General features: G+C 36.4%; 19 protein-coding genes and 1 tRNA gene. 7 read left to right on the plus strand and 13 right to left on the minus strand.

Features of this window, described 5'->3' with window-relative positions; genetic code table 11:
• The first annotated feature begins 353 nt into the window (after positions 1 to 353).
• Entirely contained in the window at positions 354 to 947 is a 594-nt protein-coding gene (locus tag HCUR_RS03400) for a nucleoside triphosphate pyrophosphohydrolase family protein (RefSeq protein WP_104206748.1), read from the plus strand.
• A gap of 62 nt (positions 948 to 1009) precedes the next feature.
• On the opposite strand, the gene HCUR_RS03405 is transcribed toward HCUR_RS03400, so the two are convergent.
• Positions 1010 to 1381: a hypothetical protein gene (locus HCUR_RS03405; RefSeq protein ID WP_104206749.1), complete on the minus strand. Its 372-nt coding sequence runs from the start codon at positions 1379 to 1381 to the stop codon at positions 1010 to 1012.
• Positions 1382 to 2490: 1109 nt separating this feature from the next.
• On the opposite strand from HCUR_RS03405, the gene HCUR_RS03410 reads away from it, so the two are divergent.
• Positions 2491 to 3219, plus strand: a complete 729-nt coding sequence (locus HCUR_RS03410; RefSeq protein WP_129591885.1) for a hypothetical protein — start codon at positions 2491 to 2493, stop codon at positions 3217 to 3219.
• A 1272-nt stretch (positions 3220 to 4491) separates the two neighbouring features.
• Positions 4492 to 5412: an ABC transporter permease gene (locus HCUR_RS03415; RefSeq protein WP_104206751.1), complete on the plus strand. Its 921-nt coding sequence runs from the start codon at positions 4492 to 4494 to the stop codon at positions 5410 to 5412.
• 328 nt (positions 5413 to 5740) lie between these two features.
• On the opposite strand, the gene HCUR_RS09810 is transcribed toward HCUR_RS03415, so the two are convergent.
• From HCUR_RS09810 to HCUR_RS08480, 3 genes are all read right to left on the minus strand, one after another.
• On the minus strand, positions 5741 to 5869 hold the full coding sequence (locus HCUR_RS09810; protein ID WP_279337555.1) for a hypothetical protein: 129 nt from the start codon (positions 5867 to 5869) through the stop codon (positions 5741 to 5743).
• 153 nt (positions 5870 to 6022) lie between these two features.
• Positions 6023 to 6163, minus strand: coding sequence for a hypothetical protein (locus tag HCUR_RS08475; RefSeq protein ID WP_165780708.1), 141 nt, complete (start codon positions 6161 to 6163; stop codon positions 6023 to 6025).
• Positions 6164 to 6619: 456 nt separating this feature from the next.
• The gene (locus HCUR_RS08480) at positions 6620 to 6772 is read right to left on the minus strand and encodes a hypothetical protein (protein WP_165780709.1); all 153 of its coding nucleotides are present in this window, start codon (positions 6770 to 6772) and stop codon (positions 6620 to 6622) included.
• A 174-nt stretch (positions 6773 to 6946) separates the two neighbouring features.
• On the opposite strand from HCUR_RS08480, the gene lpxC reads away from it, so the two are divergent.
• Positions 6947 to 7855, plus strand: a complete 909-nt coding sequence (gene lpxC / locus HCUR_RS03420) for a UDP-3-O-acyl-N-acetylglucosamine deacetylase (RefSeq protein ID WP_165780710.1) — start codon at positions 6947 to 6949, stop codon at positions 7853 to 7855.
• 67 nt (positions 7856 to 7922) lie between these two features.
• Here the strand turns inward: lpxC and HCUR_RS03425 are convergent, their stop codons facing one another.
• Entirely contained in the window at positions 7923 to 10106 is a 2184-nt protein-coding gene (locus tag HCUR_RS03425) for an NAD-glutamate dehydrogenase domain-containing protein (protein WP_104206753.1), read from the minus strand.
• A gap of 701 nt (positions 10107 to 10807) precedes the next feature.
• Here HCUR_RS03425 and HCUR_RS07780 point away from each other — a divergent pair.
• Positions 10808 to 11023 (plus strand): hypothetical protein, encoded by a 216-nt coding sequence (locus HCUR_RS07780; RefSeq protein WP_129591886.1) that lies wholly within the window; start codon positions 10808 to 10810, stop codon positions 11021 to 11023.
• 1183 nt (positions 11024 to 12206) lie between these two features.
• Here HCUR_RS07780 and bioB read toward each other — a convergent pair.
• A complete protein-coding gene (bioB, locus tag HCUR_RS03435) occupies positions 12207 to 13199 on the minus strand; it encodes a biotin synthase BioB (RefSeq protein WP_104206755.1) in 993 nt (330 codons plus the stop codon).
• Here bioB and HCUR_RS03440 point away from each other — a divergent pair.
• Positions 13187 to 14332 (plus strand): aminotransferase class I/II-fold pyridoxal phosphate-dependent enzyme, encoded by a 1146-nt coding sequence (locus HCUR_RS03440; RefSeq protein ID WP_104206756.1) that lies wholly within the window; start codon positions 13187 to 13189, stop codon positions 14330 to 14332. The genes bioB and HCUR_RS03440 overlap by 13 nt on opposite strands.
• 510 nt (positions 14333 to 14842) lie before the next feature.
• Here the strand turns inward: HCUR_RS03440 and HCUR_RS08485 are convergent.
• Entirely contained in the window at positions 14843 to 14992 is a 150-nt protein-coding gene (locus HCUR_RS08485) for a hypothetical protein (RefSeq protein WP_165780712.1), read from the minus strand.
• Positions 14993 to 15902: 910 nt separating this feature from the next.
• Positions 15903 to 18110, minus strand: a complete 2208-nt coding sequence (gene fusA / locus HCUR_RS03445) for an elongation factor G (RefSeq protein ID WP_104206757.1) — start codon at positions 18108 to 18110, stop codon at positions 15903 to 15905.
• 208 nt (positions 18111 to 18318) lie between these two features.
• Between fusA and HCUR_RS03450 the strand changes: the two genes are divergently transcribed.
• Complete coding sequence (locus HCUR_RS03450; RefSeq protein ID WP_104206758.1) at positions 18319 to 18720, plus strand: response regulator; 402 nt, start codon at positions 18319 to 18321, stop codon at positions 18718 to 18720.
• Positions 18721 to 18777: 57 nt separating this feature from the next.
• Here the strand turns inward: HCUR_RS03450 and HCUR_RS03455 are convergent, their stop codons facing one another.
• The 5 genes from HCUR_RS03455 to HCUR_RS03470 all read right to left on the minus strand — a co-directional run.
• A complete protein-coding gene (locus tag HCUR_RS03455; RefSeq protein WP_104206759.1) occupies positions 18778 to 19035 on the minus strand; it encodes a hypothetical protein in 258 nt (85 codons plus the stop codon).
• A gap of 264 nt (positions 19036 to 19299) precedes the next feature.
• Positions 19300 to 19440: a hypothetical protein gene (locus HCUR_RS08490; RefSeq protein WP_165780713.1), complete on the minus strand. Its 141-nt coding sequence runs from the start codon at positions 19438 to 19440 to the stop codon at positions 19300 to 19302.
• Positions 19441 to 19463: 23 nt separating this feature from the next.
• Entirely contained in the window at positions 19464 to 19601 is a 138-nt protein-coding gene (locus HCUR_RS08495) for a hypothetical protein (RefSeq protein ID WP_165780714.1), read from the minus strand.
• A gap of 1427 nt (positions 19602 to 21028) precedes the next feature.
• Positions 21029 to 21119: transfer RNA gene (locus tag HCUR_RS03465), tRNA-Ser, on the minus strand.
• Positions 21120 to 21181: 62 nt separating this feature from the next.
• Positions 21182 to 21450, minus strand: a 269-nt coding sequence (locus HCUR_RS03470; protein WP_207760901.1) for a transposase family protein, incomplete at its 5' end; no start/stop codon positions are given.

Here is a 21450-nt window from a genome sequence, read left to right on the forward strand (position 1 = left end):
GTTCCAAAATTAGGTCTCCAGTAAGGGTGTTCCCCTTAAAGGACGGTGTTTATTGGATAAAGATCTTGGACCTTCAAAGCTTGTACCGTTAGTCCTGCGTGTTTCTGGCATAGTTCATAATGATTTAATACGTTTTATCGAAATTTGTTTGAACTCTTTCCTTATACCTCTTAGTTTATTTATGTGTGTAGGCTCTGGCCTAAATACTAAACTATGTTACCAATTATAGTATACAAGAATTAACTTAGGATAATAGAGAAAATAAGCACTTTTTTTGATGAAACAAAACTATTTTGCTTTTTATTTTCTTTTTATTCTGTACAATGATTTTATCAAAAACGAATAGAGTTAGTATGAAGAAGATTTTTTTGTGTGATAAATTGGTGAGAGATCGAGTCCAAGCTTTAAATCAGGAACATAACATTGAAGGAGTGTATCGTGTTCTTGCTTTGGCGGAGCGTTCGACATACGCTAAAAAGAAAATTCTTGAAGAAGCTCAAGAAGCATTGGAAGATTTAACCCACCATAACACACTCCATGCATTAAGCGAACTTTCAGACGTAGTCCAAGCAGCTCAGGCTCTTTTGTGCCTCAACCATCAAGAACAATTTAATTTTTTCTCCTCCTCTATTCTTACAAATTTTCTAGAGCAAAAGCATCCTCATGAAACAGAATTAAATATTGCTCAGCATCTTGTTCACCAAGCACATATCCTTCAACAAAGCTCTACTCTGGAAAGAGATCTTATGAACATATGCTTTACCACGATACGTCTGGTTCAAGCTTTGGGATATACGATCCAAGACTTAGAGAAAGAATTTACACGAAAACAACAAGAGAAAGGTACTTTTCATACGTGGACATGTTTAAGCCAAATTACTCTCCCTCAGGAGCATCCAAAATTTTTAAGCTATACACAGAGATATCCTACGCTGGATACAGTATAAGTTTGGGGCGCACTCTTAAAAAGCCCCAAATTAATGTAACTGTGTTATCTAAAAATTTTTATTTACCTCAATCTTCTGAAAGCGATGTTTGCAGGTACGATTTCTACCGGGACTACTGAATTGGTTAGAAAAACCTGAGTAGGAACAGTACGTTTAACAGGAAAATACATAGTAGCGGAAGCAGGAGTAGCCAGTTTTGGTATAGGGCTCCCAAAGCTAAATTCTCCAATAGCATTTTTACCACCAAGTACTGATGCACTGACAGAAAACGAGCCTGGGCCTTGAGAGGTGAGGACACGTTGAGAAGCTCTGATCTGGATATATCCAGTAATAACTGCATCCTCTGAAATACTGCTTTTAATAGGATCCATCCCCCGCGCCAAAGGGGACAGAATAAACATAATGAGTGTAAAAAGGGGGAAGTTTAAATTCACGGAACACTCCTATTAGATCGTTTTCTAAGAATAAAGGTTTCTAGATTTTTTTTGATTATTTATAGTGTAAAGATAAAACTTTTTAATTTGTATCATTTTTGCATTATCTAAAAAAAGGCTGGCCAATTATTAGGAGGACACTCCGACGCTACTATGCATAGTCGGGGTGCTAAACGATAGTAAATAATACTGTATTAGGTACAAAAATGTGATAATAAAAATAAAAAATGACACCAAATCTATATAGTAAAAATTTAAGAAAGCGCGTAATAAATTCCCTTAAAAAATTAAAAAAATGAAGCATAAGAAATTTTTGAGGTATACAGAGAGATAGAGAGAGATAGTAAGTAGATGGAATAATAAATATAAGAAAGAAACTATGAAGCTAAAAAATTCTTATTTTATAATAATAAATTTGATTATAAAAAAGGGATTATGATACTTAATTTAGTAACATAGGTCCTGAATTTATCGTAAGTACAGGGTATACTGTACTGGGATACAAAAAGCTGGACTTCAGAAATAAAAAAGCCTTTTACCCCTACAGAAGAAAACCAAGATCAGTACTGGTAAGCTATTAAAGATATTTTTTTGAAAAAACCTTGTGTATGTTAATGAAACCCGTATTAAATTAAACATGTGCAAAGATATAGACAGAGACCAAAAAATGAAAAACGTGTGGCTTGGTACACATTATGAGAAAACGAATATTATGCAGGTTTGATACATCATGAAATCCATTGCGCCAATGACATTTAATGGTTCCTGAAACACTATTCTATTTGAAGCTTCGAATAGAGTAATTATTAATAAAACTGCTATACTTTGGTAATATTTGGGCCAAGGTGCCCTTCAATAAATTCAAGAAAATAAAAAAATTTATAGAATCTGTAAAGTGTGGAGTAATTTTTTTTACTGTCTTAGAGCGCTAAATTATACGACGCTCTTTCGGTTTTTTTTGTTCTTAATGATAAATTATTCTACTACACAGTTAATTTATGTACTAGATATGAATATTTAAAATAATATTTTTAAATTTTTTCTTAAAATTAGCAAAAAAAAAATAAAATTATAGTAAAGTTATTTTGTAATATTTAACTGAAAAAATTATGTATAAAAAATATTTACTCATATATTTAATGAGTCCCCTCTTTGCTTTGTCGTATGCATCTTATTCAGATAAATTTTTTGGAAAGGTTAAACAAATTTTAACTTTAAAGCCAACTCCTGAAAATTTAGAAGAGAATAAAGATGCTATTCTGAAACATTTTAATCAACTAAAAAAACATGATCAGTTAACAGACATGGAAGATGCTATAAAAAAAGTGAAAGATTTAGAAGAATCCATTAAAAAAGGTAAAGATAAAAAAGAAGACATGATGAAGCTTGTTTCTCCTGCTGCTAATATGAAGCTCAAAAATAAGGAGAAAAAATTAGAATTTATAGATGCTTACCTTAAGATTTTAGAAGCCGATTTTTCTGCTATAAAAAAAAAATTAGAAAAGAAAAAATATGAAGAAGAAAAAGTACAGGCTAAAGAAATTGGGGAAGAAGAAAAAGTACAGGCTGGAAGAGTTAGAGAAAAAGATTTAAAAAAGAAAGAAGATGGATACGTCTTAAAGAAAAACCAGTTAAAACCAGTGAGTGAACTGACTGATGACGAACTGGCTAATGAAATAAAAGCTCTTCAAGAGTCTTTAAAAAAGAAAGAAAAGAAAACAGCTCACCACTATCTCTACCACTATCCCTATCCAATGCGCGATGTCAAGTCTAACAACAATAAAAGAAAAATAGAAGGATATTATGAGGGAAGTGATTATTATGGACTTGAAGAATGATACCCTATAATTAGCGTTTAAAGTTAATGTGAATATCAAAGAAATAAAAAAATTTGTAAGAGTGAGTTGAACTTTTATAAATCGGCCTACATTTTTTTTAAGAAGGCAGGCATACATTATCGTGTGAAACAGTATTATCCCACGTCTTGAATGCTTTAGGCCTGGCAGTATCTATGATGAAGAAGACTAGACTGATTGAATGGATTAAGAACTTGCTCTTGAGTGAACGCTCTGATTCTACAGTCATCATAGGGTAACAGCTATTTGTAATGCTCATGAATGATTTTTCATTTATAGATGAATAAGCCTCTGGATCGTTTGTTTGGTCTTCATATTAAAGCAAAGTATTTATAATGACGATGAATAAGTGCGGTGGTACTTAGATACTATTTCTATTGATTCAGGACAGGTTTTGACAATTAATCTATAGCTCTTGAGATGGTTCAGAGCACTCCTATAGAACAAAAAAGGATTGTTTTATATTTGTATGACACGACTCTCTTTAGGGTATCTCTCTAACCCAATTTAATCGGTATACTCTTGTGATTGACGGAAAAAGTAAGCATAGCGATGGAAAGAATGGCTATTGATGAAACAGTGTGAAAAAAATTAGAGTAAATTTTACGCATACGCTATTAATCATTGATAAGTTGGATGGCATAGGGGCAATCTTAAAAAAGAAGAGCTATCACGAATAGCCCAGAATAGATGTCAAACGTTAAAGGGCACCACAACATACAGCAGGGTGTAATAGGAGGACAAAAAACTCAAGTCTTTAGAGATTTTGGTACGAAAATGCGTGCTACTTTGTTTTAAATAAAGAGACGAAGAAGCACACGAATCGCAATAAGCAATTCCATTAAATTTTTTTGATAGTTGACCATACTTGTTGGCTAATAAGGTGTAGAATGATGATGAGCTACAAAGATTTTTTATTAGATCGCGAAATTACCGCTGTTATTCTCGGTAAAAATAATTGATTAATGTTGATACCGAACGATAAACACATTTACAAAGAACGCAGTGGTATTGAACCAATTTAATAGTAGCCAGCATTCTTATTGGAGTAAAAACATAAAACAATTTAAGGACACGCTCTGGTAAAAAAAATCTCATTATTCTAAAAAATTCTTGAAAAAAGCTTTCTTTATTTATCTTGAGCAATAAAGTAAAATCGAAAGGCTTTATAGAGTCATCTTCTCTGAAAACCTTGTGCTCCTTTAGAAATTCCGCTATGCTTTGTGCTGTTAATGAAAATAATAGTTTAGTTAGGTGTTCCAAAAAATTATTAAGAAATTTTATAGTATTGGAAAAAAGTGGCGCTCATTTTGGGTTATTATTCCTTACGGATGGTTTGGACTTTTCTTAATTATTCCTTTAGGAATTTTAATGATTATTAGCATTTCTGAACCCCAAGTGGATACTCCACCGTTTACACCGCTGCTTCGGTATACAGAGAATTATGGTGTCGAGATTAGGCTATTTTTTATTAATTATTATCGAGTTCTTTCTCAGGCGTTGTACTGTAAAGCTTATTTAACCTCTTTGTACCTTGCGTTTTCCTCCACCGTGATTTGTCTTTTTTTGGGATACCCTATGGCTTACGTCATTACGCGATTTTCTAAACCGTGGCGTGTGTTTTGGTTAATTTTAGTAGCGCTACCGTTTCTGTCGTCATTTTTAGTGCGTATGTGTGCCTGGACAAATATTCTTTCAACCCATGGGTTTATTAATTTTCTTTTGGGAAAATATTTTGGAATAGCTCCCCTTCACTGTATTCATAATCCAGGTGCCGTCTTATTAGGAATCGTCTATTCTTATCTTACCTTTATGATTTTTCCCTTGTATATTACACTAGAGAAAATTGATCCTACTCTGTTAGAAGCTGCCTATACGTTAGCATGCCGCCCTTGGGGAGCATTTTGGAGAATAGTAGTCCCCCTTTCAGGGCCTGGAATTTTGGCAGGATCCAGCCTTGTATTCATCCCTGCCATCGGAGAATATATTATTCCTGAAATTTTAGGAGGAAAACAATGTATTACAATTGGTCGATTATTGTGGTATGAATTTTTTGTCAATCATGACTGGCCTGCAGCTTGTGCTTTAGCATTTGTAATGATGGGATTTCTAATCATTCCTATTATAGTGTTTGAAACGTTACAAAGAAAGGTAGAAAAAAACTTGGATGCCTAAGCGCGATCGTCATGATATTTGTGACAATAGCTACAACACACCCGATGGAAATTCTCGTAAGAACCATTAAAAATGTTCTCTCGTATAGAAACGATGTAGGCTTAAAGAAAGTATTGTTAGCTCGGATTTAAGTGAAATTATCTGCATTGTTCTATTGTTGTGCGCCAATAGTATGGGTTCTTTTTTTTATACCGTATCTTCACAGATTATGTAGATCTTTTAATAAGAGGCATGAAGTGCGCAATCATCACATTGGTTCACCTGCCTTTAGTATGCATTTTTAGCGAAATAGCCCCTTCAGCAGTAATACGTTCAGAGATTTTTTCTTTTAAGAAAAAAAAGTTTTTTTGCAAATAGTTCGTTCAACACCACTTTCATCAATATATACAAGACTTTGCGTTTTTATCTCTTTTATGATTTCTAGATAGCCATCTCGCTTTTCTTGATTTTTCTTCACGTAAGTGAAGACTTTTTTTGTACCTGAACCCTAGTTGTTTTAAATAATATCCTGAACCAAGAGCGTGCATACTAAGAGCCTGTATTTACGGATGAGCGATCCGCTTTAATAAGCGCATAGAATTAGGGATCATCACCCTATTTGCGAGAGCTGTTACAGCAATTTCGTACGCTTTAGACAATCTTGGATAATGATTGAGTCAAGCAACGCTTCGTTCAACGACCCATCTTTTGGCGAGAGCAGCCCATCCTGGGGTTCTGAAATTTCAATTGTCTTGTTAAGAACGTTTCCCACAAACTCTACTAATTTTTTTTCTCCATCAATGCCGCGTTATTCATAAGCCCCTGCAGTTTTGACACTGTGTTAATCAATCCTACTATAGCTCGGGTGCTCACTTCCACCAACCTTTATCTGACGTATCTTGAAAAGGGCGCTCAGTACTTTTCCTATATTCCTTTGATCCTGAATCTTTGATAAAACGAATGCACAGTGGAGTATGGCAGAAAATCTTTAAGCAGCATTCGCTATGAGAAGCCGCCCTTTATTATGTAATCTACTCTATTAACACGATTTTTCTTCTAGTGTTTACTTCTATTACCATACTTACCCCATTCACAATGATTTTTAGTGAGCTCCCATTCATGATCTATTCAATCCTTTGGATGACTCATTCTGACTATCTTCTAGCTTTCCTATACTCACTTTCTTTATCCATGAATACAGATTCTAAATAAAAAAACGTTTAATAGTCTATTTTTCATCTTCAAATAGCTTTTTTAAAGCAGGATCTATAGTATCATAATATCCCTGAAGCCAAGTATTTTCATTCTCTCTATAATGGTTAGGTTTGTGACTTGATTGAAAAGCATGTGCGTTTAAAGCGGTGTAAATGTATTTTTTCATAATTTTGATATGCCATTTACTTCCTATGATTCTATCACAACAATTGTGAAGAAAATATAAACTTTTTAAAAATTTAAAAATTCCTATTGTTACAAAATGTTACGCAGATATTTTTGTGCTTTGTATATTTTTTGCTTACACTATCTGAGTGAAGCTTTTGTACTAACTAGCGCAATGTATCAGTATAAAAAAACAATTCGTCATGCTATTTCAGATCAGGGAATTGCCATCCATTCAGGTTTTTCCAGTACTCTTAAATTATTTCCAGCTTCAAGTGGGATGGGGATTTGTTTTCGTCAATCTTCTGATGGAGTTTTGTATTCCATACATCCTCGCTATATTGAGATAGAAAATTTTCATACGGTATTACGATTTTCTAGTACATTTTGTGTAAAGACTGTAGAGCATGTCTTGGCGGCCTGTTGTGGTCTGGGGGTGACCGATATTATTATTGAAGCTTCAGAAGAGGAGTTTCCTTTTTTTGATGGCAGTGCTTTACATTTTGTCCATATGCTGCAGCGTGCAGGGCTGAGAGAGTTTCACGAAGAAAGTGAATATATCGTATTAAAAGCCCCTGTACATGTGTCCGAAGGGGACAGTTACATTACACTTACTCCTGATATTCCTTATATCCAAGTGTCTGTTCCTCTGACAGATCAGTATCGAGAGGAGGCAAATTTTTCATTTCTTAATGATGATTTTTATTATAATATTGCACCAGCTAGAACTTTTTCTCGCTTTTCAGATTTAGAGTACTTGCGCAGTAAAGGGCTTATTCAGGGGGGAGGCTTAGAGTGTGCAGTGGTATTAAATGAAGACGGAACCGCAATTAATCCCGAGGGATTTCGTTTACCTCAGGAGTGTGCACGACACAAAATTTTAGATATTCTTGGAGACCTTATGATTCTCGGTGTTCCTTGTATTGCCTCCATTCATAGTCATGCTCCTGGACATAGCCGTACTTTAAAAGCTGTTCACTGTATTGCAAAAGATGCAGATATTTATTGTCGTATGCAATATTCAGATTTGAAAAAATATATTGAGCGCAAGAGCGAAAAACCAATACTAAAATACGCCTCTTAAGAACTTTTTCAGAAAAATTTTACGTTTAATTAAATCCTTTTTTTTAAAATTTATACTAAAATCTTTTTTATACATGAATCTCTACTGCTTCAAAATTATTTTTAAAGACTAACTGACAATGTTGTATAAAATTATTCCAGATCACTGACAAGGGGGAAGAGCTTTCTTCTAATTGAACTCTAAAGCGAAGGTAATCTTTCAAGTCTCCCTGAGGGTATTGCGTATAAATTGCACGAAACACTTCTTCCACTAAGGTAAAAAAATGGTGTGTTTGTACCACATTGTCCTTGCAATTTTCTATTTGTTGACGAACGCGAAACAGTTCAAAAGCGTGGTATATATTTAAAGCCGAAAAAGCATTGATCTTTCTTTCTATCCATAGATTCGGAAAGACGTCAACGAGCTGATTGGTAAGAATAGTACACAATAAATCTTGTCGTAATACATGATTTAACGCATAAGATGAAAATTTTTCCTGTATCAAGCGGGGGAAATATTCCATGAGATATGGGTTCCAACAAGAGGATTTAAAGTCCACGTGATTGAGTAAAATTTTGAGATTCTTTTTCGCTTCTAGGAAGTAAACGGCTAATTCTGGTCGCGTAAGGTCTGAATACTTTTCTGAACGCTGCAGTGCGTATAAACTAATATTCTGCCAATAGTTTTGATTTAATACTTTACGAATCATTTCTTCTGTCATTTCTTGCATCATGCTATTACGGGTAACCTCGTCCACAGAGATAGATTGAAATAAAATTTTAAAATTTACTTCTTGATCCGAACACATCACACCTGCACAGTTATCTATTGCATCTGTATTAATAATACCTCCTGCTTTGGCAAAAGCACGACGTCCTTTTTGAGTACAGCCTAGATTTGCTCCCTCTGCAATGATAGTTGCACCCACTTCTTGTCCAAAAACCCGTAAAGATGCATTAGACTTATCTCCAATACTTTCTTCCTCATCCACGTCTACAATATAGGTGCCGATACCGGCAAGCCATAAAACGTCACATTTTATCTTAAAGAGTGCAGAAATCAATGCTTCAGGAGTGGTGACAGTATGAGGTAACTGAAGCATTGTTCTCAACAGGGGGGATAGAGGTACTTGAGATAAATTTCTTGAAATAATTTGTCCTCCTAAAGACAAAACCTTAAGATCGTAGTCCATCCAAGAAGAGCTAGAAAGATGAAAAAGACGGCACCGTTCTTGGTAACTCTGCTCTGGATCTGGATCGGGATCTAAGAAAATATGCCGATGATCAAAAGCTGCCAAGAGTTTCACATTTTTTGAGTACAAAAGGCCGTTTCCAAAAACATCTCCACTCATGTCTCCCACGCCCACCACGGATATGGGATGATCCGGCGTCACAGTTCGACCTAACTGACGTAAATGACATTCCACCGATACCCAAACTCCTTTTGAGGTAATTCCTAATTTTTTATGATCATAGCCTGTAGAGCCTCCGGACGCAAAGGCATCTTTTAACCAAAACCCTGATGTAAGAGCAATATTGTTTGCAATATCTGCATAGGAAGAAGTTCCTTTATCCGGTGCTGCAACTAAATAATAATCGGGTTCATCTAAAGCCCGCACTCCGGGTGCTGCAATGGGTTTATGGTAATCATCTAGATTGTCCATAACGGTTAATAATCCTTGAACAAATCGACGATATCCTTGTTCTGGGCGTACTCCATGCCGAACACGCAGCACCGCCTTGGCACCATCTGGTACTACCACCGCATTTTTTAAGCGCTGGGTCTGTAATAAATCAAAGGCTTCTTTCCTATAATCTTCTCGCTCAGACAAACGAATTCCTCCACGGGAAATGGGGGAAGCTCTTAAGTGGACTCCCTCCACCTCGGGATGAAATACGTAAAGTTCTCGCATTCCCGGTATTCGTTGAATTTCTGAAATTTCGTGTAAATCATGATGAATGTCAATGGTTAATGCGACAGCATCAGGAACATAAAGATTTGTACGTACTGTAGCATCAATTAATGCTTTGAGAACGCGTACAATGTAGGGTGCTTCTGTACTCAAGGAATAGGAAACGGGGGAGGAAGTCTTTATATCAAAGCGTTGAATAAAATAGTCTAACAATGGTTCTAATATTTTATGGTGTACATGAAATTCTTCCCCAACACGTTCAGAGCAAAAGCTTTGACTCATATAAGACTGGTAACAAGAAAAAATCCATGATCGAGGTTGCTCTGTCATAGGAAACGACAACGTGTCATAAAGAAGCATGTCCAATATATAACTTCCATGTATTTTGAAAAATTTCCCTAATTATAAAGTATTTTTCCTGTTCGTCAAGGTGCAAACTTGGATGAACTGCTCTGGAAGTTTTGCTCAAGTCTCAAAAATTACCAGAGAGAGGAGAGAATAAGGATCAAAAAGTTCATACCAAAAAATTTTGAAATCTATAGTATGTACCATTGTGCAAAAATTTTGGGGATGTATTTTTTTTGAACCTATTATTGTGCACTAAAAATAGTAGCGCTCTGGATTTGTATGGTACATAGAATATTACTTACACAGCTGCTGTAGCGTACCTAATAGTCTCAACAAATTTACCATAAGGACACAGAGCTAGCGCTGATACAGAGAAAGTATTCAAAATAGAGACGGTTTTGTTCAGAATTTTTTGAAAGATCCTTGGCCCAATTCCGCCAATCCAATGCGTACTCTCCCCAATACCGTTGGGATTAAAGCCCGATGTGAGCTGTAATTTTGTTTCAAAATTTGATAAGATATTTATGCATAGACTAAAGAGCCTTCTCAAAAAATTTTGCACAGTTTTTCTGCTATAGTAATTTAGTTTGAAGATAGGATTTGAAAAAATTAAAGTACCACTTTATATTATTCTGTACATTGAGTAATGGTACGCTTAATTCATCCTTTTATAGTATCCTAAAATGTCTTAATGGGGGTTAGATTGGGCGAATATGGTGAAAAGAAGACTAGCCCACAGACAACCGATTCTACTAATTCTTTCCTCTGCTGAGTGTTATGGAATAAGGCATGATCCAAAATTACTCGATTGTGCAGATTTTAGAGTTTTGATTCAACACTGTTCTTCATACCGTATTGCAAGAACTATTAAACCCCATGGGAGCGATCGATTAAATATTGCAGTGATATTATGGGTTCTTTTGAAATAGTGATCACGCTTCTTACCTAAGCGCTTTCCGCTTTTTTTCTCATGCTCTATCTTTGCAAACCGCTCCATTCTCGTCACTCTATACAAGATGTTCAGGCGTCATATCGTTGACTGTTTCTTAATATTGATGTCTTCATAAGCCTTCCCAGAGATAAAAGTTTTTCATTGCTAAAGCTTAAGTTTTAAGCTTTAAGCTTTCTATAGACAGAAGCAATGCTTGCGTTAAATGGCACAGCGATTTCGGCTCGTGGGTTATCTTCGTTATTTTTTAGTATAAATGTTTAGCTGATTTAGATTTATTTTTTTTAGCTCCCTAATCGTACTTTAGGCTTGATCACTTTTTCTTTTTCGTACTGTATCCACCCTCTACTTGCGATACTTTTACTCGCAATACCTATTGTTGCCCTTGTCTTTTCATTATGACCTAATTCTATGTATTCTATTACACTTTCCTTTCGTTTTGGTCTTTATTGGATTATTTCCATGTGTAGGTCTATTTGTCATTTTCTGACAATTATAACAAATATAATCCTATTTCTGAGCTGAAGTACTGCTCCTTCACCTGAGGTTTTCTAACGCAGTAACGCTTTTTTTATCGTAAAAACGCACTGGATGTACAAAAACTGAGTACTTTTTTCCTCATAAACCTGGCTACTTCCTCTTTCGTAGCCTTTTTCATGCTTTGCGTATCGATATGATGGGGAAAGAAAAATGCGCATTTTGATCCTTTTCAGATGTTTTTTTCTGCACACACTCGTTCAGTACTTTGCCAAAATGCTACACTTCAAGAGGCGCTTTAATTAACCCTAAACGCTCTTCCAGGGATAGAGTTTTAGGGAACATCCACGTACTGATACTCCGTTTTACCCCATACACAATAACGTCCACAAGACTTCGTTCACCATCTAAGCGGTGATACCCATACTATTCAATACGCTCCCAATTTTTATCGTTTAAATTACTGAAATATTTTATTAATTCTCTCTTTTAGAAAATTTATAGCAAATCTTTTCTTACCTCCTAAATCTATTAAAAGCAGCTCTGAAACAATATGCTCAGGGGAGTATTAAGGGATAACAGTTTTTTCTTCCGGCCTTCTATATTTTTTGTATCAAACTGTGGAGTCAAATAATTTAAAGTTTGACAACACAAAATGTTTTTTTGATTAAATATTTTCCAACGCGCTATTTAGATAAAGACTCTGCTGAGATTCCAAGGCGTCTTAATAAATTCAAGTCTTTTTCAGGGTGTGCATTGGACGCTGTTAACAAAGTTTCTCCATAAAATATAGAATTAACACCAGATATGAAGCATAGTGTTTGAAGCTCATCAGACATGTCTTCTCGTCCTGCTGAAAGACGAATGTAAGAAGAAGGCATCAAACATCGTGCTACTGCTACAATACGTACAAAATCTAACCCCTCTACTGCTTGACATTCAGCTAAAGGAGTGCCAGGAATGGGAATAAGTCGATTAATGGGCACAGATTCTGGGGGGGGATCTAAATTTGCTAACAAAACTAACATGCGCAATCGATCCTCGTTGGTTTCTCCCATTCCAAGAATTCCTCCACAACATACTTTGATTCCAGAATTTCGTACTACTTCTAATGTATCCAGACGATTCTGAAAAGTTCGCGTTGTAATAATTTTATCATAAAACTCTAACGAGGTATCGACATTATGATTATAAAAATCTAAGCCTGCTTCTTTTAGCTGTACTGCTTGATGTTCCTGTAACAACCCTAGTGTCACACAGGTTTCCATGCCTAGCCCTTTAACAGCCCGAATCATATCGCAGACCTTATCCAAGTCTTGTGGTTTTGGACCACGCCAAGCAGCTCCCATACAGAATCGTGTTGCGCCTGAGGCTTTAGCCTGTTTTGCTGCCGTTACCACCTCATCTAGCGCCATCAACGGAGAAGACTTGATACCGGTTTTGTATCGAGCGGATTGAGGGCAGTAAGCGCAGTTTTCTGGACATCCCCCTGTTTTGATGCTTAAAAGTGTGCTAATTTGCATAGTACCGGAAGGAAAATTTTCTCTGTGAATCGATTGGGCGTCGTACACAAGCTGCAAAAATGGTTTTGAAAATAACGCTTGCGCGTATTCTAGTGTAGGACAAGCTACGGGAGAATTTTTACAAATAGCTTTTTGGATAAAACGTGTACACTCCATATCAAACTTACATCGAAACACTAAATAACACAGGTAAGTATCGCAAATTACCAATTTTTCGTCAAGAAAAATTTTTGAATGTGCTAGATTTTTCTAATAATGATTATTTAGCATTAAGCCAACATCCCCACGTGGTAGACGCTGCAGTGTGTGCGGCCCGTCGTTATGGCGTAGGGGCAAAAGCGTCAAGGCTCTTGGCAGAATATCATCCACTTTATCATTGTTTAGAAACACGCATTGCTCAAGACAAAAAAACAGAAGCAGCATTATTTTTTTCCTCTGGATTTCAAGCTAATGTAAGTGTTTTATCCGCACTTTTAGATCGACGCGTTTTGAAATCACAACCCCTTGTATTTTGCGATCGTCTAAATCATGCCAGTATTTATCAAGCATTAATATCAAGCCAATGTGAATGGGTACGGTATCGCCATTTAGACATGGAGCATCTTCAGTCTTTATTAGAACGCTACGCTCAGGATTCCAGACCAAAATTTATTGTTACAGAAACCCTGTTTGGAATGGATGGAGATCTCTCACCGTTAGAAAAAATTTATGCATTAGCGCTCGCTTATAAAACGTTTGTTTACTTGGACGAAGCCCACGCCACAGGTCTATTTGGACCTCAAGGATACGGACATTCCACCACACAAGTGTGGGATCAAGTTCCCCACCTTATTATGGGAACTTTTAGTAAAGCCCTGGGAGGAAGCGGTGCATATATCGCATGCAATCAAGTATTAAAAGATTACCTAGTGAACAAAGCTTCGGGGTTTATCTATTCTACTGCGCCTTCACCCTGCAGTGTTGCAGCAGCACTCAAAGCCTGGAAGATGGTAGAGTTTATGGCGCCTCAACGGGCCCACTTACACGATCTTAGCGATGAATTTCGAAACATGTTAAGTACTCAAAAGGTAGATATTGGTACCAGCACAACACACATTATTCCCATCATTTTAGAAAATGAAGCTCAGGTTATGGAGACACAAAAAAAATTACGTGCTAAAAATATTTATGTCTCTGGAATTCGCCCCCCTACAGTACCTCCAGGTAGCGCGCGATTGCGTATCGGGCTACGCGCATCCCACACCAAAGAAGATCTCTATCGCTTTATGGAGGAATGGAAAAAGATCTGAGAATAGTCACTTTAACCCTACGATGAAACAGAGAGATAAATTGTGTTCTATATCTCAGGAACTTTTTTTATAGTACTCGATTGGTTTCAAAGAGAAATAATAAATTATCTATTGTTTGCTTAGAGCTTCTCTTTACAATGGTACACGTTTTCTACTCAATAGCATAAAGTATATAATCATATCATAATATTATTTTGCTCCACCAATATAGAAAGTTCATACTCTTTGACGCATCTTGGAAATGATTAAGTCAAGATAATGTGCGCTCCTCGCCTCATCTTTTGACCAAAATAGCCCCCCGTTGAGTCCGGGGAGCTGATATATCACGTGTATTTTTCAGAAGATTTTTACGTATCCGTCCATTGCTTTTCCGATAACGGGTATTCTTGTAACCCCCCTTAAGCGTTGGATTTTTTCTTAGTACTTTTTGAAACACAGCACAGCCTCTAGCCGTATCATGAATATTGGTTTCCTGGACTTTAGCGTGCAAAAGATGAACTTATGTGTCTGTTACACTATGACGGTTACGACTTTTTTCCCATCAATACCCCATTCTTCAGTATTGTCCGTTGTGTGTACACTTTGGGCATCGAGTATACTATCACTGGAGTCGGCACTGCGCCCAAGTTTCATGAGACTGGAGTTCTCACGATCTCTCATCCTTTTTTCCTAGATTGTTTTATCCTTTGGCGCTCTTATAAAAACTATGGACTGTTGTCTAGGAAAGCTAATCTTTAGGCAAGAAGCACCGTTAACATTCCATTTTCATTTCATAAATATGGAATTTATCAAAAGTCTTAGGCTGTGCTTGCGGCTTTTTCTATCATTTCCCGTTTAAAATAACCTTCAGTTAAAGACTTTTATTGATGTGTTAAATCACTTGGATAGGCTATTCTTTCTCCTTCTCCATATCTTTAATCCATTTATCTTGAATTGTGAAGATAGGTTCTAATTTTTATACACGCTTTTTAAGGGGAAAGCCGTGTATGGATTGTTTCCTACAAGCGCACTGACTTCTTCTGCCATCTTTTCCTTATTTTCTTATTCTAGTGAATTGGTATGAGCCCCAAAGATTTAATCTATGGTTATGAAAGAGGCATAGATTTTTTTCATAACTAGTATGGCTGAAGCTGGGGAAGGGCGCATTGTCTGGAAAATACTTTGCACATGAACATTTGATTGCTGGTTTATGTGATGGGGTTATAAGACCTCTTAGTTACCAAAGCGTCTGTAATACGGAGTCTTTTAATTTATGGATTAAAAACTTCTTGTTACTCAGGTCAGTTTATAATCTTTGATAACGAGACATTTCATCAGTGAGAAAAGATACGAAAGCTTATTGGAGACGTAGGGTGCAGAGTCATTTTCTTGCATCCCTACAGCCTAGCGCTTAATCTTGTTGAACTTTTTTGGCAAAATTTTAAAGAGTCATTAAGATGATTATTGACTAATTCATTACGCTACAGAAGATTACAAATTGTGATTTCAATAGATTTTTTTGAAATTTTACTAATTATAAATCTTACTCATTGATATTGTACTGTTTTCTTGGCTTTTTTTTATTTAAAAGCTACCCCCCTCGCCACTCTTTTTTCTGAATTTTTGTGCACATTGCTTCAGGCACGAGAGCATAGTGAGAAAATTCCATAGAGTAAGTTGCACGTCCTTGACTCATAGAGCGTAACGTATTGACATAACCAAACAGTTCTGAAAGAGGGACTTGTGCGTTAATCATCTTAGCGTTTCCCTGATCTTCCATTCCCTGAAGCTGTCCTCGACGAGAGTTGAGGTCTCCCATAACATCTCCCATATAAAGCTCTGGCGTCACCACATCTACTTTCATTACCGGCTCCAGTACTTTTGGTCCTGCTTTAGCAGCCGCCTCCCTAAAGGCAGCGCGTCCTGCAATTTCGAAGGTTAATGTATTAGAGTCCACGTCGTGATATGCACCATCAATTAAGGTTGCTTGAAAATCCACTGTGGGAAAACCAAACGAAACACCAGTTTGACGTGCGTTATTAATTCCTTTTTCTACAGCAGGAATATACTCTTTAGGCACTGCCCCGCCAACAATTTTGTTTTCAAAGACAAAGCCAGATCCTGGCTCCAAAGGAGAAAAAATAATTTTAACTCGAGCAAATTGTCCTGCGCCTCCAGTTTGTTTTTTATGGGTATAATCAATTTCGTAGGTTCTAGAGATGGTTTCTCGATAGGCAACCTGAGGAGCCCCCACCGTAGCTTCTACTTTGAATTCTCGTCTCATTCGATCAATGATAATTTCTAAATGCAACTCTCCCATTCCCGCAATTAATGTTTGTCCTGTCTCTTGATCAGAAGAAAAGCGTAAAGAGGGATCTTCCGAGGCAAGCTTAGCCAGTGCTAATCCCATTTTTTCTTGATCACTTTTAGTCTTAGGCTCCACTGCTACAGAAATAACGGGATCTGGAAATTCCATACGCTCCAAAATAATAGGATGATGGATAGAACACAAAGTATCTCCCGTAGTGGTTTCGCGTAACCCTGCCAAAGCGACAATATCTCCCGCGGTAGCTTCTTTTACATCTTCTCGAGTATTGGCATGCATCAATAACATACGGCCAATACGCTCCTTCTTATCCTTGATAGTATTTAGTAAGGTCATACCCGTTTCAAGACGTCCTGAGTAAATTCGAAAATAAGTTAACGATCCCACAAATGGATCTGTAGCAATTTTAAACGCTAGCCCAGAGACAGCAGCACTTGGGTCTGCTTTACGATGGACAATAGTTTCCGTTTCTGGAATAATTCCCTCTACGTCCGGAACATCAAGAGGAGAAGGTAGGTAGTCAATAATTGCATCCAATAAAGTCTGAACCCCTTTATTTTTAAAAGCAGAGCCACACAACACGGGTACAAAGGAAAAAGCAAGAGTTCCTCTTCTTAAACACGTTTTAATATCTTTTTCTGTTAGGGACTTTCCTTCTAAAAATTTCTCTAATACTTCATCATCTTGCTCCGCAATCGTCTCTAATAATGCAGCTCGATATTTATGTACAGCCTCAACAAGCTCCGGAGTCAATGTATTTTTAATATGCAAATTAAGTGTGTCGGAAGCTCCTCCTTCCGCAGAAACCTGAGCTTTCACCTCCTGTACAAACTGCTCAATATGCTTCTGAGCATCGTCAAAAAGCCAGTGAGAAATATCACAAATAGTGAAAGTTGCTCCAAGACTTTCAACGTGCCAATAAATCGCTTTTAACGCCACCAAATCTACGATCCCTATAAAAGCACCTTCTCGTCCTATAGGCAATTGGATGACAACGGGTTTACTGCCTAGGCGATCCTCAATCATATGGACGCAGCGAAAAAAATCTGCCCCCAAACGATCCATTTTATTTACAAAACAAATTCTAGGAACGGTGTATTTGTTCGCTTGACGCCACACAGTTTCTGACTGAGGCTCAATTCCCGCAACACTATCAAAGACCGCAACTGCTCCGTCTAAAACTCGTAAAGAACGTTCTACTTCAATCGTAAAATCTACGTGACCGGGGGTATCAATCAGATTAATTCGGTACCCTTGCCAAAAACATGTGGTTGCGGCAGAAGTAATGGTAATACCACGCTCTTGTTCTTGTGCCATCCAATCCATGGTGGCAAGTCCTTCATGCACTTCTCCAATTTTGTGGCTGCGTCCGGTATAGTATAAAATACGCTCTGTTGTAGTGGTTTTTCCCGCATCAATATGCGCTATAATTCCAATGTTACGGTAAAGTCTTAAGGGGTGAGTTTCAGACATAATATTAAAAAATCTCCTAATAGACAATGTGATACTAAATTTATACTTCTTATGTTACCTGGATTCCGTTGAAAAAAAAAGCATGACCAAACATTTATTATTACTCAATTTTTAATTTCAAAAAAAAATATAAAAAAAATAATATTGTATTTAATTTTTATTTTTTACTTTTTTGCTATATTATAAAAAAATATTATTTATTAAAATAATGAAGTGTCTCGTCGTAGATGACGATCCGGGGTTACTTACAGTAATGAGCCAATATCTTACCCAACATCTGCCCGTAAGTTGGAAAATTTATACGGCAAACAATGGATTGCAGGCTCGAAAAGTTTTACATTGCCACCATGGAGCACATCTTATGATTACAGATCGTCATATGCCTGGGGAAAGCGGTATCAACCTCTTACAGTTTGTTGCGGAAACCTGGCCCAATACACGGTTTATTCTTATTTCCTCGGACTCAAAAAATTTACAAATTTTAAATAAAAATATTCTTTATTTCGCACCTTCGGGCGGAAAAAGAGTCGGTGTAAAAGGACTATTCCTGACGAAGCCTTTTTCAATGAATGGATTACTTCACGCATTGTACGAACTTACAACAGAATGACCCAAGAAAACGAATCTGTTTTATTCATTTTTTCGTTAAACTTCATAGACCAATCTGTCAAGAACACTGGTATTCCTTTAAAATCCAGTTTATCACCTGAATCTCTGAAATCCTTCCCACATATTCACTACGACGAAGCAATGCTTGTAACACCACAGCTTTACCCTTTGGGCTTAATGCAAGATACCGTTGACACTGTACTGGATCTCCACATAAACGCTTTTCCGTTGAACGAATCCAGAAAATAAGATCTGCCCCTGCACTATAGGCTTGAAGAGAAATGGCCCACAAAAAAATTTTAAAAATTTTTTGCACAAAATAGAACCACTTTTGAATATTTTTGTATACTTTACAAAAAATGCTTTAAAAAACAGTAAACATGTAGAAAGATTCATCGTATCTTGAATAAAATAATTTTAGATATTGACAACTAACTGTAGAATAGCGTGTCAATTGCACCATTTCTAGAACGTCGTATCTGTTTGGCGTAATTCGATTGTTTTTCCATGGGATTACAGTCAGAAGAATAAGGTGCTAGGTAAAGTATGACCAGAATCCTTAATCATTTTCTGCATAGGTTTACCTTGATGGAAAAGGAGCATTATTCAGGACAACATTACGGTTTTCTGGGATGTTGGTTAGGAACATTGCTTCTACCCAATAAGTCAATACCTCTACAAAACCCGTAAGGAATCTAATTTCCTCTAAAGTAGAGCCCATTAAAGCGCTTGTAGACATTGGTTCTATTTTTGACACACACCCCAATCCTGTTTTTTGTAACAAGGCTGCTCTTTTACAGAATATTTGTGAGTTCTTGGTATATCATGCGCAACTCCAAGTTCATCAACTTTGCTCTTTAATTCATCACGCTTTTGGCACAATATAAATCTTTTTTTGGATCCTCTTTTGGATTTTTTATAGCGAACCCAAAGATGTTTTAGGGCTTACAAAATTCTAACAGAACTAACCCCAAAACGCTCCACTTGCTCTGGCTGATAGGCTCAAGATATATTGTTGATAGCGTGTTCTAAACATTCCGTGTCAATTGTGCTGGCTGGCTTGTAGCAAACTAATTTTGGTTCTAAATGCGTACTCCCTCTATAGTCTGCTGACCCATTCTAAAACATTTACCAGAGTCTTTATAGCTCACCCCTTTTTCTTCTTAATTCCTAAACCGTTATAAGGAAAATCTAATGCATACGATATCTTTAGATATATTTTCTTCTATTATAACTATTTTATCGTTAGTTAGCTATATATCAAATCTTTTCTTATTTTACTGAAACTGTAGAGCAGCGATATTCCACGCTGACCAATACCTAAGTCCGCGGTGTACACCTGTTCTATATAGCATGACGAACCTTCTGATGAGTTGTGTCACTTAAAATGTCACAGCTCTAATTTTAAATTCAAATCACTCTACATTAACCACTCATTTTTATAAAAATGTTAAATGTTATTTGCTCAACCTTATCTTGTAACTTAGCATTCAGGTTATTTGAAAATTAATATATTTTATTGACTTTTATAATGCCTTCTTGATAACGCTGTAAATATTTTACTGTCTTGAGTGCCTACAGAGTAAGCAATTCTGGCAATTACGAGGTGGCAAAAAATCTTCTCCAAGTTCCTCATCGTCTATCCCATCGTATGTTTTGTCCATTATTGACTCGTGAACTATAGTTCTGATTGGGTAATTATAAACTTTACTGATGAAGCTTGCGATTATATTATCATTTATTTCTTATAAATACCCCTCTTACACCTTCATAATACTTTATTTTACGTTTGGCTTTTCGATATAAAGCTTTTAATCACTTTTTTGTCTTTTGAGCTTCCTAAACGCTTGATTGCTCGATATCCTTTTCTTTACTTATCGATACTTTTCTCTTTTACGCTATCCAATGTATTACGCTTTTTTTTAACAAAAATCGATCAATTATGCCATGTGACATCCATTTTGAAGAACAGTACACCAAAAAATGCCTTATTTCTTAACTTTTTATCTCACAGCTCAATTAATTTAGATAAAAAAAAGAATACAATTTTTATGCGATAGGAGGAAATTTGTTTCGTTTTAGATACCATACTCTGTCATGGCGCTCCGTTAATTGAAAAGCGTCCTACTGCATTGAGTATAAAATTATCGAGCTATAGATTTTTTCAGGGTAGCCTAAGACTTGAGACAAGCTATGTATATATTTTTGCAAGCATACTGAATCTAATAAAAACACACTGGATTTCAGAATTAATGACCACTGAAGCGCCTTAAAAACTTAGTAACTCCTAAAGATTGTTGGGTATATATTGGCGGAGAGAGAGGGATTTGAACCCTCGATACAAGATTATTGTATACACGATTTCCAATCGTGCGCCTTCAACCACTCGGCCACCTCTCCATGATAAACAATTTTGACGCACAAAAAGAGAAAAGTCAATCATTAGACCTCTTCGAAAACTCTCATTTTTTTAATTCCATGGTATAGACCCCTGCAATGAGAGTGAATCTCAGCCCAAATCTGTTACGCCTGTTTCTGTATGTATCAGAGAGGATCTTGAAGCGTTTGAGCATCCCAATACCATTTTCATTCATTACCCGCGCACTGGAAAGTTCTCTATTTTTCCTTTTTTCTTCTTGCGTTAGCGGATTTTTCTTACCCTTCTTTTTTGGAATGTCAGTTCTACTATGGAGTGTTTTCAAGCCTTGATATTTTGTATCCGTAATACCCT

Source organism: Holospora curviuscula (assembly GCF_002930195.1).
Classification (GTDB): domain Bacteria; phylum Pseudomonadota; class Alphaproteobacteria; order Holosporales; family Holosporaceae; genus Holospora; species Holospora curviuscula.